This is a genomic window from Eudoraea chungangensis (assembly GCF_029360665.1).
GTDB lineage: Bacteria > Bacteroidota > Bacteroidia > Flavobacteriales > Flavobacteriaceae > Eudoraea > Eudoraea chungangensis.
This window is the reverse complement of record NZ_JARDUB010000004.1, coordinates 143,368-158,242: the sequence shown is the minus strand read 5'-3', so window position 1 is coordinate 158,242 and position 14,875 is coordinate 143,368. Positions and strand designations below refer to the sequence as shown.

At 36.9% G+C, this 14,875-nt stretch carries 13 protein-coding genes and 1 tRNA gene; 11 read left to right on the top strand and 3 right to left on the bottom strand.

Annotation, left to right across the window (positions count from 1 at the left end):
• Nucleotides 1-15 precede the first annotated feature (15 nt).
• Nucleotides 16-714 carry a LytR/AlgR family response regulator transcription factor gene (locus PXG98_RS10705; RefSeq protein ID WP_276390984.1) on the bottom strand — a complete coding sequence of 233 codons (699 nt, stop codon included), beginning with the start codon at nt 712-714 and terminating at the stop codon, nt 16-18.
• Nucleotides 711-1,793, bottom strand: coding sequence for a sensor histidine kinase (locus tag PXG98_RS10700; protein ID WP_276390982.1), 1,083 nt, complete (start codon nt 1,791-1,793; stop codon nt 711-713). The genes PXG98_RS10705 and PXG98_RS10700 overlap by 4 nt, the downstream gene beginning before the upstream one ends.
• Nucleotides 1,794-2,035: 242 nt before the next feature.
• Here PXG98_RS10700 and PXG98_RS10695 point away from each other — a divergent pair, with 242 nt between their 5' ends.
• Together PXG98_RS10695 and PXG98_RS10690 are read left to right on the top strand one after the other, a co-directional pair.
• Nucleotides 2,036-3,049, top strand: a complete 1,014-nt coding sequence (locus PXG98_RS10695) for a hypothetical protein (RefSeq protein ID WP_276390981.1) — start codon at nt 2,036-2,038, stop codon at nt 3,047-3,049.
• Between the two features lie 65 nt (nt 3,050-3,114).
• Nucleotides 3,115-3,876 (top strand): type 1 glutamine amidotransferase domain-containing protein, encoded by a 762-nt coding sequence (locus PXG98_RS10690; RefSeq protein ID WP_276390978.1) that lies wholly within the window; start codon nt 3,115-3,117, stop codon nt 3,874-3,876.
• 741 nt (nt 3,877-4,617) lie between these two features.
• Here the strand turns inward: PXG98_RS10690 and PXG98_RS10685 are convergent.
• Nucleotides 4,618-4,691: transfer RNA gene (locus PXG98_RS10685), tRNA-Arg, on the bottom strand.
• 229 nt (nt 4,692-4,920) lie between these two features.
• Here PXG98_RS10685 and PXG98_RS10680 point away from each other — a divergent pair.
• The 9 genes from PXG98_RS10680 (at nt 4,921) to PXG98_RS10645 (ending at nt 14,811) form a co-directional block, all read left to right on the top strand.
• Entirely contained in the window at nt 4,921-7,185 is a 2,265-nt protein-coding gene (locus tag PXG98_RS10680) for an efflux RND transporter permease subunit (protein WP_276390976.1), read from the top strand.
• 181 nt (nt 7,186-7,366) lie between these two features.
• A complete protein-coding gene (locus PXG98_RS10675) occupies nt 7,367-8,128 on the top strand; it encodes an outer membrane lipoprotein-sorting protein (protein ID WP_276390975.1) in 762 nt (253 codons plus the stop codon).
• Between the two features lie 31 nt (nt 8,129-8,159).
• The gene (locus PXG98_RS10670; RefSeq protein ID WP_276390974.1) at nt 8,160-9,305 is read left to right on the top strand and encodes a squalene synthase; all 1,146 of its coding nucleotides are present in this window, start codon (nt 8,160-8,162) and stop codon (nt 9,303-9,305) included.
• Between the two features lie 209 nt (nt 9,306-9,514).
• Complete coding sequence (locus PXG98_RS10665; protein ID WP_276390973.1) at nt 9,515-10,093, top strand: hypothetical protein; 579 nt, start codon at nt 9,515-9,517, stop codon at nt 10,091-10,093.
• 234 nt (nt 10,094-10,327) lie between these two features.
• Nucleotides 10,328-10,480, top strand: coding sequence for a DUF4421 family protein (locus PXG98_RS16525; protein ID WP_420909568.1), 153 nt, complete (start codon nt 10,328-10,330; stop codon nt 10,478-10,480).
• 254 nt (nt 10,481-10,734) lie between these two features.
• On the top strand, nt 10,735-11,289 hold the full coding sequence (locus PXG98_RS10660; RefSeq protein ID WP_276390971.1) for a hypothetical protein: 555 nt from the start codon (nt 10,735-10,737) through the stop codon (nt 11,287-11,289).
• A gap of 93 nt (nt 11,290-11,382) precedes the next feature.
• A complete protein-coding gene (locus tag PXG98_RS10655) occupies nt 11,383-11,970 on the top strand; it encodes an HdeD family acid-resistance protein (RefSeq protein WP_276390970.1) in 588 nt (195 codons plus the stop codon).
• Nucleotides 11,971-12,404: 434 nt separating this feature from the next.
• Nucleotides 12,405-13,652 (top strand): DcaP family trimeric outer membrane transporter, encoded by a 1,248-nt coding sequence (locus PXG98_RS10650; protein WP_276390969.1) that lies wholly within the window; start codon nt 12,405-12,407, stop codon nt 13,650-13,652.
• Between the two features lie 100 nt (nt 13,653-13,752).
• Nucleotides 13,753-14,811 (top strand): AI-2E family transporter, encoded by a 1,059-nt coding sequence (locus PXG98_RS10645; protein ID WP_276390968.1) that lies wholly within the window; start codon nt 13,753-13,755, stop codon nt 14,809-14,811.
• Nucleotides 14,812-14,875: the final 64 nt, after the last annotated feature.

The following is a 14,875-nucleotide window of genomic DNA, read 5'->3' as shown; positions in this document are numbered from 1 at the left end:
AGGTTAATTTATCAACTACTGCTTCAATGCCGCATTAACTTGTTGCTTGTAACTGATCCCGATGGGGATCTCAATAGCTCCAATTTCCACATCTTGTGCAGTAAACGCTGTAATTTTTCTAGTATTTATGATGTAAGATCTATGAGTGCGGAGGAAATAGGACGGTAATGATTTTTCGAGGTCGCTGATCTTTTGTTTGGTAGTAATGCTATTTTGAACAGTATGTATTCTTAAGTAATCTTTTAAACTTTCCGCATAGAGAATGTCGGAATACAGTACTTTATGATGTTTTTTATTTGCATTGATATACATATAGTCTTCGGGCTCATCTGTGGTTGCCGACTTTGCCATTTTAACTTCAACTGTGCTCTGGTACTTATTTATAGCCTTAAAAAACCTTTCAAAAGAAATGGGTTTTAATAGGTAGTCTACCACATCTAACTCATAACTTTCAAGGGCATACTCGCGATAAGCCGTTGTGAAAATCACTTTTGGCGGGTTAATTAGTGACCTCAAAAATTCTATTCCCGTTATCATTGGCATTTGGATATCCAGAAACAGCAGATCAATCTGTTGATTCTTGATAACCTCGATTGCCTCTATGGCATTATTACAGGTCGTAACCAAGGTTAATAGCGGAATTTTCCCTACATAATCGGCAATCAGCTCGGCGGCCAAAGGTTCGTCATCAATAATTAAACAATGGATGCTCATTTGTTCATGTCTATTTTAAGAGTTGCCATATAGGATTCATCCTTTTCATCAATTTCCAAATAATGCTTGTCAGGATAAATCAATTGCAACTGACTTCTGGTGTTGCTCAAACCAATCCCTTCTTTGTGGTTATTTTGATCTTCCTGTGTTAGCTTATTCTTGGTATTAAAGATAGAAAATAGAAGAATGTTGTCTTTAACGGTCAATTCAATTTCAATAACTGGATCGACCAAACTTCCGCTTGCTCCATGTTTAAATGCATTTTCTATAAGGGAGATTAAAATTAGGGGAGCAATTTGGGTTTTCGAATTATCAATTTCCTCCTTCAAGGTCAATGATAACCGGCTACCATATCGCAGCTTTTCCAAATCGATATAGTTTTGAATTAGTTTGGCTTCTTTTTCTATGGAAACAAATTGATCATTACATTGATATAGCATATAATCCAATATTTCAGAAAGCTTTAGGAGCATTTCAGGCGCTTTGTCTGACTTCTTCAAAGTGAGTACATACAGATTGTTCAGGGTATTGAACATAAAGTGTGGATGTATCTGGGCCTTGAAAAATTTAAGCTCTGCCGTAATCTTTTTCTTTTCCAAAAGTTCTCGCTTACTTTTTTCTTCAAAATTTTCCTTTAAAAGCTTTATAATAAGCATTGTAAAAGCCACCGAGTATACCCTAAAAAAATTGGGCCTTACCAGCTCTCTTAAATCCGTCAATATTTCCCAAACCGGTTCTTGTCTAAAAGGAGGGGTTCTGTAGATCTCTTCTATAATGTGCACGACCATGATGCGGGCAAGAGCACTAAAAAAGTAAGCAGAAATAAGGAATGATAGACCAAATAAGAGGTACTTTCTTTTAAATAATAGATGAGGTACTTGATAGTACACCAGTAAATAAGAGGCAAGTACTTGTGGCAGCAGCATAATGCCAGTGTGAATAAAGGTTCTAGAGTAACTACCATAGGGAGTGCCAGAAACAAGAGCCTGTAAAATCCAACCCAAAACCCAGAACAAAATATGACTTTGCCATCTCGATTGAAGAAGGGTATCTACCCATTTGGATTTTGATCGGTTCATAAGGCGTGTAAACTTTCTCAAAAGTAAACATAAACTAGCCCGGTAAATACTTCGGGCGACGAACATTCATCAACTCCATATGAATAGGTCCAATCCAATGATAAGTTTCAAAAATCAGAATTTCTAGCTCATATAGATGGCAGTAAGGCCGATCCGTCGAAAATCCGCTTTAGAGAGCAAAGTACGGTGTTTCTTTGAAACTGAAACTAGAAATTAAACTATTACTTTAAACTAGAGGAAAAATGAAAACGAAATTAATTCCTATAATGGCAAGTGCAATAATTGGATTGTTAAACCAAACCCATGGGCAATCATCAACTAATGAGGCATCGATAGCCGAAAAAGAGTTCCTTAAAACACAAAACCATCCCGCACTAAGAATTAACGAGGGGTCAGGATATTTCGAACGAATGGGTGGTTTAGGCCATCAGGAAGATACCATTAGAGTGTACTATCACAAGCCGAAAAACTTTACTGCTCAGTCCAAAATTTTACTGGTTATCCCGGGGTCTGGCAGAAATGGGGATGATTATAGGGATTCGTGGATCGAAGCTTCGGAAAAGCATAGCGTATTGATTATTTCTCCGTCGTATGCCGAAAAGAACTACGGATACGGGGATTATCATTTAGGGGGAATTGTTTCAAACCTAAATATATTGGAAAGTGTCACATTTAAAGAAAATTCGAATATTGTTGAATTGAATGAAGAAAAAGTGAAGTACGAGTTAAACTTGACACCCGGGGAATGGATCTATGACGATTTTGATCGATTATTTGAAGAAGTCGCGATTGCCGTTGGATCCTCGCAAACGGCATATGATATTTTTGGACATTCGGCCGGAGGACAGATCTTACATCGTTTTGCCCTGTTTGCCCCACACTCAAAAGCAAACAGAATCCTTGCTTCGAACTCAGGTTCCTACACCCCACCGGATTCTACAGAAGACTTTCCGTTCGGGATAAAAAATATTGGGTTACAAGAAGAGAATTTGAAGCAATCCTTTAGAAAAAAACTGGTGCTTTTTCTTGGAGAGCTAGATAACGAAAATGAAACTGGAGGGCTTATGCTACGCTCCCCAACGGTAGATAAGCAGGGGACACATCGACTGCAAAGAGGGAAATATTTCTATTGGAAAAGTCAGGAAACTGCCAAGACAATGAATGCCACTTTCAATTGGAGGCTACAAATTATACCGGATGTAGGTCACAATCAAAAGAAAATGGCTGGGGCTGCAGCCATCTACTTATATGAATAATCTGTACATACCTTTTCTAGAAAATATTAAAATAATGACGATTACTTTAAATTAAATCAAAAGACATGAAAATCATTTTTTACATCCTGGCCCTTGGTCTTCTACTCCATTCCTGTGATAGCGAGGATGATGTTAAAGGAGGCGTTTTGATCCTGGTATCCAATACGGAGGACATGGGTGACCCTGAAAAACATTTTGCCGGCAATAATCTTTGGGAGGTGGCGCCCCCCTATCACATTTTTGTGTCTCATGGTTATGAAGTGGATTTTGCTTCCCCAAAAGGCGGCGAAATCCCGTTTTCCATGGATCCTCTTGACATCAGCAGCTATACCATAAAGTACGAGTGTTTTATGGAAAAGGTGAATCGTTCGCTTACTCCCGACCAAGTGGATTATTCCAAATATGATGCGGTCTTTGTCGGAGGTGGGTATGGGCCGATCTTCGATGTGGCCAACAATCAAAAATTATTGTCGGTTATGGCTAAGGTTTATGACAATGGGGGTGTTATAGGAGGTTGCGGACATGGGCCAGCTTCTTTTGCCAACGTTGTATTGGGTAATGGGGAGTATATGGTGAAAGGTAAAAAGCTAACTGGATTTCCAAATTCAACCGAAATAACCAAATCCTGGGCCAAGGAAGGTACCCTGTTACCTTTTTTATTGGAAGACCGATTGCGGGAACACGGGGCTTTTTTTCAATCCAAGGCTGATTTAAAGGATAAACACGAGGTGGTCATCGATCAACGGGTCGTGTCTACTATGTTTCTTCCTTCTTCGGCCATTGTGGCGAAGGTAATGATTGGAGAAATTGAAATGAAGGAAAAGTAAATACTAACTTTTGAAAACACATTTAGAAAATTAAATTATTCTCAAGAACTATTCATTTTTGAAAAAAAATGTAACACTCTAAGAATACCTAAATAATTATTGGGAACTAAAAACATCAATCAAAATCATACTAGTCCAATTTCTTAAAACTTGAAATCAGCTAGTTCAAATTTCAATTGCAATAAAGAGTTTATTTCTTTCACTAGTGGCATTTATCATAATTCAAATCGGAAATGTCCATTTGAGTATTCCCTCAACTTTTATGTATGTGCCCGGTCTTAGAGGGTGTTTGTTGAGTTTTTGAAAAAAAATATTCGCGCTTTATTTTCGATACATTGAAAATCAATGATTTATGATTCGTAACACCGCTTTATCGTGTTACCCTCTTGCTTAACAAACCTTATCCGCTTCGCTCCTAAAATTTGTAAACTTTGATGAAGTACTTTTCATCCAAGAAGTAGGTCGCACCCTATTGGATTTTTGCATTACGCTTACCTATCGGGACGCTACAAAAACCCAACAGGAACCATCCGCAAAAGTTAAGGGTAAGGATTTGGAACGAAATAAATTTCGTCTTATCCTAAGATAGAAGAAGATTAATTGAAAATGAAGAATCCATTTTTATTGACTCTATTTGATTCAATAAATGTTAAAATTTGATAAATCTTCACGTGTTTGCAAATTGTTTGCAAATAAAAAAGTCTCAAAAGTGTAAAACCTCTGAGACTCTAGGAATATTAGTGATCGCGACAGGATTCGAACCTGTGACCGTCTGCTTAGAAGGCAGATGCTCTATCCAGCTGAGCTACGCGACCGATTTTTTAGCGGTGCAAATATAGTAAGGTATTACGAAGTATAAAACTTTATTTACTTAATAAAGCAAATTTAAATATCGGAACTTAAATTTTTTTAAAAAGTCTGGCATATATCCATATTTACCCAGATAGCTTATACAGTATTTAGCAGCAATTAATCCGCATTAGTATAATTAAAACCCAAATGGAAATACTAAATTTGAGGTTATTGTTCCCTCAGTAAATTAGCATGCAAGAATATATTATTAAGTACCGTTTCTGGATTATATCCGTGGCTTTGGCACTAATGCTAGGGGCATTACTACTTATTCCAAAACTTACGGTTAATTCTGATGTAAGAGACTATGTGCCAGACAGCATAAAAAACAAGGTTTATTTACAAGAACTAGACAGCATTTTTGGCGGGAGTGAGATGATTTTACTTATGCTCCATTCTGAAGATGTAGTTACCAACAGAACCCTAAAGCGATTAGAAGAGATTTCTATTCAGCTTGGAGAGCTCCCAGGTCTTGATAGAGTAATTTCTCCCTTTTCCGTACAGGAAATTCGTTCGGAAGATGGCTTTTTAACCATGACACCTTTCTTTGAAGGTTTACCGTATGAGCCAGTGGAAATAGAAGATCTCAAAGTTAGAATAGAATCTAATATAATGGCTCGGCGTTTTTTTTCTGAGGATTTTACCCTGACTTCCTTGGTCTTAATTAAGAACACCAGCACCACCGATCTCATAATAGATAAGATTAAGGAGGTTGTTTCGAACCACCCAGGGGAAGAAGAAATGTTACTTGGCGGTTTGCCATTTATTCGCTATTCTATTGAAGGAAATATAATGAAAGACCTGATATTTCTTTTACCTCTTGCCATGATTCTAATGGTAGGAATGCTGTATTTCTCCTTTAAAGAATGGAAAGGTGTATTTATGCCTTTTGTAATTGTCTTAATGAGTATAATTCTGTCCTTTGGCACTATGTCGCTTTTTGGTTGGCAGATTTCTCTCTTTAGCATCATAATGCCAATTATGATTATCGCTATTGCAAACGACTACGGGATACACCTTATCGCCCATTACCAGGAACTAGCCCAGACTACCTCCTTACCCATGAAAAGCATTTGTAAAAGAATTTACAGCGATCTTAGAGTGCCAATCCTTATTACCGGAGTAACTACCATAGGTGGAATTCTGAGTCTTTTAAGCCATACCATGAAGCCTGCTGCAGAATTAGGTGTGCTTACAGCTACTGGAATTGCGTTTGCCTTGTGGTTAAGTTTGTGGTTTCTTCCTGCAATGCTTTCTTATTTTGTACCAAAAAGAGATGAGCAACGGCATATTAGAAAAAGGACGTTAGAAAAAAAAACAAGCCTGCATTATCTTAGTTTATGGGTAAGCGAGCGGCCTAGGACAATAACCAGTTTGGCCCTTCTGATTAGCATAATATCCATCTTTGGTGTGCTCCAGTTAAAAGTGGATACTAACATTGAAAACTATTTTTCTACAAAATCAGAAGTAGGTAGATCTACCAGTTTAATCAACGAGAAATTCGGAGGCTCTCAATTTATTTCTGTTTTATTTACTGGGGATGTTTTGTCTGCAGATGTGCTTCATCGTATGGAATCTTACGAAGAGGAACTATTGAAAGATCCGGCAGTTGGAAACATTAGTTCTCCGGTAAGCTTAGTAAAGGAGTTGAGTAAAGGTTTTTATTCTCCTGAAGAAGAAGGATACCATCGTCTACCTAAAAATTCTGACGAAATTTATCAGTTCATTGAAATCTTTAGCATGGGAGAGGAGGCAGAGGATTTATCTCAATATTTGGATTATGATTATGAGAATGCCAGAATGATTATTAGCCTAAAAGATGGAAGTAATTCTGCCAGTAAGAGAGTAGTAGAAAGGCTAGAAAGCTTAACTGCTAATGATCCAAATATGCAATATGCGGCTGGAGCCAGTTTAACTGATATAGAATTGGCAGACGTGGTAGTAGATGGGCAATTAAAATCATTGCTCATCGCTATTCTTATTGTTTTTGTTCTTTTGAGCTTTGTTTTTAAATCCTTAAAGGGAGGTCTGCTTTCTGCCTTACCAATAAGTATAGCCACCCTTGTACTTTTTGGTCTTATGGGAGTTTTTGGAATTGCTTTAGACATTGCCACAGCCCTCTTGTCTTCCATTATGATAGGTATTGGGGTAGACTATACCATACATTTTCTATGGCGGTTTAAAAAAGAAAGAAGCCGTGGCATAACCGAGCAGGAGGCGGTATATAATACTTTAACAACAACCGGACGGGGAATTATAATAAATGCTCTGTCTGTTGTAGTAGGTTTTGCACCCCTTATTTTTTCTAGTTTCACTCCTCTTAGATTTTTTGGAGGCTTGATAGTTATTTCAATATTGGCGTGCCTGCTTAGTTCTCTATTTTTGGTACCTTCTATTATTTTAATCGTGAAACCTAAGTTTCTAATCCCATCTAACAAATTCACCATTCAAGAATAGCCCATAAATAAACCGGAAATAACACTTTTTTACTACTTTTATTAATTGGTGGTGGCTGGGCTTCTCCGTATCTTTCATTATTAGTAAGGTGGGTGGTATCACAGAGGTATTAGTAACCTAATGGAAGATTTGAAATTTAGCTAGAAATCCCATTAGTACGGAGGCTTTAATATTGTTGAGAATGTATAGAGTATATGTTGTTTTTTTTACCTTTTTATGTCTACTTACTGCAAGCAGTCAGCAAGAGGCAAAAAAGGAGTTTACCGAAGCTTTGAGTCAACTAATGACTCAGAATATGGAAATGACCATAGAAATTAAAGAATGGTCTTCCAATGAAAAATTCAAGCTTAAAAAATATGCTGTATTAATGGGGCAGTTTAAGGATGTGGATAGAATTAAAACCGTAATTCAACAACCGGAAAAGGCAAAAGGAATTACTATTGTAATTGAAAAGACACAAGGAGGAACGGGTATAATTGAGATTTATACTCCGGCCAATGGTAAAACTAGAAAATTGAAGGCTACACCAAAAAATATGGCCTTGGTAAATTCCGGAAGTTCAATTAGTAATTTTGGTAATATAGAGTTAGATAATATGCGTTTTGATCCATTGGAGAGAGAAAGGTATGAAGAGAAAGATTGTTTTAAAATTACAATTTGGGACAAAAAGGATGATTCAAAAGGCAAAACAGTATATTTGGTAGATCAGAGGACCCATTATATTTACCTTGTCACAGAATTTAATGTAGACAATTCCGAGAAAAGCACAACCATGCTTTCTAATTATAAGAAAGTAGCAAGTGCCCCAAATAAAATTCAACCAATGCAAATTATTCATTTGGATAGTAAGTCATCCAAGAAGAGTGAAATTGCAGTTTTACAAATTAATCCAAGACCCAATTTAGAGGAAGTGGATTTTGAAGTAAACAAACTAGTTAACTAACAATCGGCTTTTGCCATTTTAATATTGAGACATGTCTATACGGAAATCGATTTTTAAACCCAAAGAACTGTCTGCCCTAATGAAGTTTAGATTAGAGGCTAAACGGAGCAATGAGTCTTATCAAAATAGTGCAAAGGAAAAGGAAAAAAGTCTAAGATATTGCTATGATACACTAAATAAAGTTTCCAGATCTTTTGCAGTGGTTATAAGAGAATTACCTCAAGGCCTGGATGATGCGGTATGTCTTTTTTATCTAATTCTGAGGGCCTTAGACTCTATCGAGGATGATATGAGTTTGCAAAACGATATCAAAATAGAACTATTAAGACATTTTTATTTAAAAAATTATGAGGCAGGGTGGTCTATAACCGGAGTAGGGGATAAACAGGAGTATAGAGAGCTTTTAGCGAATTACCATTTGGTAATTGAAGCTTTTGCCAGCCTAGACCCAAAATATCAGAGCATAATCTCTGACATTTGTGCAAAAATGGGAGAAGGGATGGCCGATTTTTCGGATAAGAAAATCAATACCATAAAAGATTACGATCTCTATTGTCATTATGTGGCAGGTTTGGTAGGCATGGGTCTTTCCTCGATTTTCTCTGCTTCAGGCTTAGAGAATTCTGGTATGAAATTAGAGGAAGCCCGCTCTAACGCAATGGGACTTTTTCTACAGAAAACAAATATTGTTAGAGATTATAAGGAAGATTTAGACGAGCGTAGGGTATTCTGGCCTAAAGAAATCTGGAGTATCTACGCGAATAAATTAGAAGATTTTTCCTTACAACCAAGCAAGGAAGAATCCTTGGCCTGCCTAAATGAATTAGTAAATAATGCTTTAGTGCACGCTACAGATTGTTTGGACTACTTAAAAATGCTTAGGAATGACCGTGTTTTTAGGTTTTGTGCTATTCCTCAGGTAATGGCTATGGCGACCTTGGCAGAGGTTTATAACAATCCAAAAGTCTTTACAGAGAATGTAAAAATTAGGAAAGGTATGGCTGCAAGCCTTATCCTCAATGCAAATAGCATAGAGGAAGTAATCGCAATCTACAGGAAGATGGCCAATATTATTAGAAGTAAAATCCCCAAAAATTTTTCAAATTCAGACCAGACGGATCTTCTCCTGGATCAGATTAACTCCTATTGCAGCTTATCGTTACAGGAAACTTCCTAGTCGCGAAGCATATTAAAAGATAAGATTCTTTTCTTCGAGAAGAACAAATAATACAACTCCCTTGAATATCTTTTTGGTAATTAACAGTAATCTATGCTGGATTAATAAATATTTGGTGAAAGTGGTGTACAATTAACAGATATAAATTACTTTTGGCAACGTTTACTATAAACGTATAAACACTAAAAACAAATAAAAATAAATAACGAATGAATTTGATGAAAAAATCGGTATTGGCCGTTATGGCATTGATGCTAACAGGTATTGCTTTAGGACAAGAAGATACCACTTGGGAGCCTAGAGAAAAATTAAGCAAAATAAGCACAAAAGGTACGGTTACTGCTATTGATAAAGGTACTAGAAATATTACGCTAAAAGGACCAGATGGAGAATTAGTTACCGTTAAAGCAGAAGCTGAGGTTGCGCGTTTTAATGAAATTGCTGTAGGTGATGCTATAGCATTTGACTACTACACTTACTTAAAAGCCGAGTTTAGAGAACCTACAGAAGAGGAAAAAGCAAATCCAATAGTTGCGATTGCTGAAGAAGGAGTAGCTCCAGATGATATGGCTCCGGCGGGTGCTGTTGGTGCCATGGTAAAAGCATTGGTTACTATTGAAATTTTAAACAGACCACAAATGCTTGCTACAGTGAAGGGTCCTAACGGAAATTATTTAACCATTCCAATGGAAGATTCAGATTTTATGGGAAAACTTAGTATTGGTCAGGTAGTAATATTAACTTATGCCGAAGCAATGGCTGTTTCTTTAGAGAAATTAGCAGAATAAAAAGCAACTATTTTATAATAGAAAAGGAGCCATTTGGCTCCTTTTTTGGTTTTTGCTAATTAGTTGCAATAATTATTTTATTGCTCAAATTTTACATTCAATTTTAGTGCCTTGAGGATTAAACATGCTTAGATGAGGTGCAGTTTACGAAGTCTTTTCTTTCTTTCTTTCTTTCCACTTTCTCTATACTCTTATCAATTCATTAACAGGAATTAGAACCAAGGGCCCTAACTAATTTATCCCAAAAATTTTGCTATTGGAGTATCTGCGGGATATGCGTATAATTTTGTGGTAAAACAACGCTTTCTGCTTGGTGTTTTTATTGCTCCAGGTTTTGGATACCAACGTGTGGAAACTACAGAATTAGACGGTACAGGACAAAAATAAGGCCAGCCTGCTGCCCAAATTCTTACCAAAATGTCCCTGGGGTATGAGTTCAAAGCGTTTTATTTAGGAATAACCGGTAGTATTAATTTTCGTAGTATCGACTTAAGTCCCTACGACTTTGATTTGTCTACCCAACAATTTCGTTTTATTATTGGAAGGCGGTTTGATATGTAGCTAAGCGCTTTTACAACAATCGGCACTAACCCATTAACTATTTTTATATCTTTCTAATCTATTTCATAAAAACAATTCTTTTGATAATTTTCAACACTAGCAAACTCCGAATTTTCGCCACTATTCTGTGTGTCTTCCTAACCAACTTAACTTTTGGGCAAGAAGAGGAAGAAGAAATTAAAGAAGGGGTTGAAAAACCCCATGAAGTAGCTTTTGTTTTTGGATTCTCCCATATTCCTGCCGCTTTTGAAGAAGGGGAGCCAGAAAAGGAAATCTACCTTCCCACAATTGGTTTTGACTATTATTATAAGCTTAATGAGAAATGGAAATTAGCTTTTGTGTTAGATTTTGAGTTAGCGAAATACCAAGTTAACTTTGATGGAGAGGAAATTAAAAGGGAAGGGGCAATAGTAACTGGTTTAGGAATAGGCTATGAAATTTTACCGAGGTGGACCATAGGATTTGGTCCTGGATTGGAATTCGAGAGAAATAAAAATATCATTGTTTTTAGATTTAATACCGATTATGCCTTTGAAATTGGAAATGATTTTGCCTTAGCCCCATACTTTAATTATGACTTTAAACAGGAATACGATACCTTCAGTATTGGCATTGGGTTACATAAAAGTTTTTAGATTATTATGCCGATTATTTAATATCTTCCTGCTCTGGAAGGAAAAACTCGTTTTCTAGAAATAATCAAACGCAAACCCTAAAAACTATCTCTAATGTCAAATGTTCTCATCAAAAACTGGTACTTATTAACAATCAAAGGAGTACTGCTAATTATATTTGCCTTAATGGCTTTTTTTAATCCGCTGTGGAGTGCTTCTGCACTTACTATGTGGTTCGCCCTTTTAATTGCCATTTTTGGAATTTTCACCATGGTTTCTGCCATTAGTAGTTGGAAAGAACGGGAAGATAAATGGATGTTTTTACTAGAGGGAGTTGTTAGTTTGGTGTTTGGACTGATACTCTTTAGTACTCCTGGAATTACCTTGCTTCTTGTTTCTTTTGCTATAGGCTTCTGGTTTGTATTTATAGGAGTTAGCAGGATTTCTATGGCCATACAGCTCCGAAAAGAAATAGAAGGTGAAGGGTGGCTCATAGCCGGGGGCATTCTCTCGGTGATATTTGGACTAATAATATTTGCTCGTCCCGCGCTAGGCGTGGGGTCTCTAATGTACCTAATCGCCTTTTTTGCTTTTGCCATAGGAGTATTGTTCATTGCGGTATCTTTAAAACTTCGTAAAGGAGGTAAATGGGTAAAAGCCAAAATGGAGGATTTAAAGGATGAAATAGACCTCGCGGAGTAATAAGGAAGTTACCGTAATGTATTGGAATAGTCCGTATTAGGTGTCTTGGACAGGCTTAGAATCTAAACATCAGATCATAAAGGGTTAAACGCCTATTTACGTATGTTCTCAGTGGCTGTTCGTCCTTTTCCATGAGGTCACAAAAGAGAAGAAATAAGAATAAAGTATACCTTTTTACTACTTCAAATAGATGGCTTTTTTGAGGATACGATGCCTAAATTTGAAATAAAACGAGACCCATACAAAGTGGTTCTAATTGAGTAATTAGATTTTGAATCATTCAAAAATATTGATCTTTTTGGATTGTTTCACAGTTTAGAACGTACTAGTTAGAGATAGTAAGTTACTTTCTCAAGTAGTGTTTTATGGTTAGATCAAAGTAAACCGGATATTAGTAAAAATTGTATTTACCTAGGTCTTTAAACCAATTAACAATGACAACCAAACTTCGACTTTTATCTAGTTTATTGATTTTGATGGCATTAACGGTAGCCGGACAAGCGGATTCTACAAAAACTATCAATATGTCTAGTCAGTCTGCAGAAATATTTGCAAAAGACTCAACGGTAAGGCAAGAAAATAGTCCAACAGATATTACTTCAGACAGAGGACTATACATTCTGACGAAAGATGGCAATATGCAATTGCGGATTTTAGGATCGGTTCGTTTTTCCGTGCTCTACGATTTTGTGGACTTACCAGTAAAAAATGCCTTTAATACCTATTATATACCAATAGGAGACGAGCGCAAAGGAGTACCTAGTTTTAATAGTACCTTGGGACAATCACGAATTGGTTTTGAGGTTACAAGAAAAGTTAAGGATCAAAATGTGTTTGTTAGATTAGAAACGGACTTCGCGGGGGTAAATGATGCCTATCGAATAAGGCATGCCTATGGACAAATGGGCCGATTTTTAGTTGGGCAGACTTGGTCTTTATTTAGTAATGTTTCTTCTTTGCCGGCAACGGTAGATCCAAATGGACCTACAGGAAGTGTTACCCTAAGAACACCTCAAATTAGATATAGTGGTACTACAAAAAAAGGAGACAGGTGGGCGGTGGCACTGGAATACTCGCAGCCTGATCTTGACAATCAGGAATTGGATACCGTTGGCCTGTCTACTGTGCAGGTAGTTCCTGATTTCACCGCTAGGATAGAAAGAGCCGGTTATCTAGGCGCCGTACAATTGTCTCTGGTGGCCAGTACCCTGTCGCTTATCGATACGGAAGACAATGTGAGTTATAAATTTGGTATTGGGGGGTCTTTATCCGGTTCTATTGATTTTTCGAAAGATCATAAGCTTCTTTATCAAATTACCTACGGACAGTCTATCTCTAGGTTTATTACCACCTTTAGCGGTACAGGAAAAGACGCAATTTATAATCCTGCCACCGGAGATTTTGATGCACTTAGTTCTTTTGGGGGCTTCTTGTCTTATGGTAAGGACTGGAAAGAAGATTTAGTATCCAATTTCTCTGTGGGATATGCAGATTTGTCTAATCGCAGTTACGAACCAGATACAAATTATAATGAGAGTATGAGTATTTCCGTAGATACTTTTTGGGAGATTATAGATGGGGCAAGACTGGGGGTGGAATATGCCTGGGGAAGACGATGGAACCTTGATGGCAGAGGTGGAAATGCCAGTAGACTATGGGCTCTTTTTTATTATGATTTTTAAGGCGTGTCTATTATAAATTATTCAAAAACTTTAGTTCTTTTCCGGGATTGTATTAAGAATGCCGTATTTTACTTAAAATTATGTCTTTTAAACAAAGCCTATGAAAAGTAGAAAAGTCTTCTGGCAAATGCCTTCCGCCTTGTTGTGGGCTTCATTTGTTATCATTATTGGGGGGATGATTTATGCTAAGTCTATCATTAACCCAATACTAATGGCACTTTTTATAAGTATAATTTGTGCCAGGCCCATACGATATCTACAATCAAAAGGAGTGCCCCAAGGCATTGCTATACTTATAGTTTTTCTTTCCTTAACGGGTGTTTTTGTAGGATTTGGGGAGATTATTGCACAAACCGTATCTTCTTTCTCAAAAAATGCCAGCGAATACGAAAGGAGTTTAGAAGAATTTGGTACTTCTGCCATAAGCTTTATAAACGATATGGGCTTTAGTTTGTCTGTAGATAAAGTTGAGGATGCTCTTCAACCTTCACGGGTAATGAGCGTGACAGCTGGAATTCTAGGGGAGCTGGGAGGTTTTATGGGCAATGGAATAACTATTTTCTTTTTGTCCTTATTTCTTCTTTTCGAGCAAGATGAAATTGATATAAAATCCAAAGCCATTTTAAAAGATTCTAAATCTTCTTTCGACTATCTAAGAGTTATAGGGCAAAGTATTAGAGACTACCTATCCATGAAGACATTAACTAGTTTGCTAACCGGTTTACTAATTTGGGTTTCTCTATGGTTCCTCGGGGTTGATTACGCCATTCTATGGGCGTTGATAGCATTTTTATTGAATTTTATTCCCAACGTTGGAAGTATAATTGCCGCTCTACCTGCTGTTATGTTTGCCTTGATACAACTAGGTGTTCCCGGAGCCGTTGGTACCGTGGTAGTTTTTGTGGTGGTAAATATGATTATTGGTAATGTTGTAGAGCCTAAGATAATGGGTAAGGGTCTGGGGCTATCTACTTTTATAGTTTTTATTTCCTTGATATTTTGGGGTTTTGTTTTAGGTACTGTAGGGATGTTCTTATCTGTACCTCTTACCATGGCCATTAAAATAATGCTGCAGCAAAATCCACGGACCAGATGGATTGCCATTGTCTTAGGTACTGAAAAAGATGCGTTAGAACACCACAAAGAAAGTAAAGCCTAACATAATTTTTATCTAAAACAATGGGAAGTCTAACCTAAGGGGAGGCTGAAAAATTTGTCAAAAC

Coding starts and splice junctions, on each gene's coding strand:
- PXG98_RS10680 (WP_276390976.1), top strand. CDS start 4,921: ATGCAAGAATATATTATTAAGTACCGTTTCTGGATTATATCCGTGGCT.
- PXG98_RS10665 (WP_276390973.1), top strand. CDS start 9,515: ATGAATTTGATGAAAAAATCGGTATTGGCCGTTATGGCATTGATGCTA.
- PXG98_RS10675 (WP_276390975.1), top strand. CDS start 7,367: ATGTATAGAGTATATGTTGTTTTTTTTACCTTTTTATGTCTACTTACT.
- PXG98_RS10645 (WP_276390968.1), top strand. CDS start 13,753: ATGAAAAGTAGAAAAGTCTTCTGGCAAATGCCTTCCGCCTTGTTGTGG.
- PXG98_RS10705 (WP_276390984.1), bottom strand. CDS start 714: ATGAGCATCCATTGTTTAATTATTGATGACGAACCTTTGGCCGCCGAG.
- PXG98_RS10650 (WP_276390969.1), top strand. CDS start 12,405: ATGACAACCAAACTTCGACTTTTATCTAGTTTATTGATTTTGATGGCA.
- PXG98_RS10670 (WP_276390974.1), top strand. CDS start 8,160: ATGTCTATACGGAAATCGATTTTTAAACCCAAAGAACTGTCTGCCCTA.
- PXG98_RS10695 (WP_276390981.1), top strand. CDS start 2,036: ATGAAAACGAAATTAATTCCTATAATGGCAAGTGCAATAATTGGATTG.
- PXG98_RS10700 (WP_276390982.1), bottom strand. CDS start 1,793: ATGAACCGATCAAAATCCAAATGGGTAGATACCCTTCTTCAATCGAGA.
- PXG98_RS10690 (WP_276390978.1), top strand. CDS start 3,115: ATGAAAATCATTTTTTACATCCTGGCCCTTGGTCTTCTACTCCATTCC.
- PXG98_RS10655 (WP_276390970.1), top strand. CDS start 11,383: ATGTCAAATGTTCTCATCAAAAACTGGTACTTATTAACAATCAAAGGA.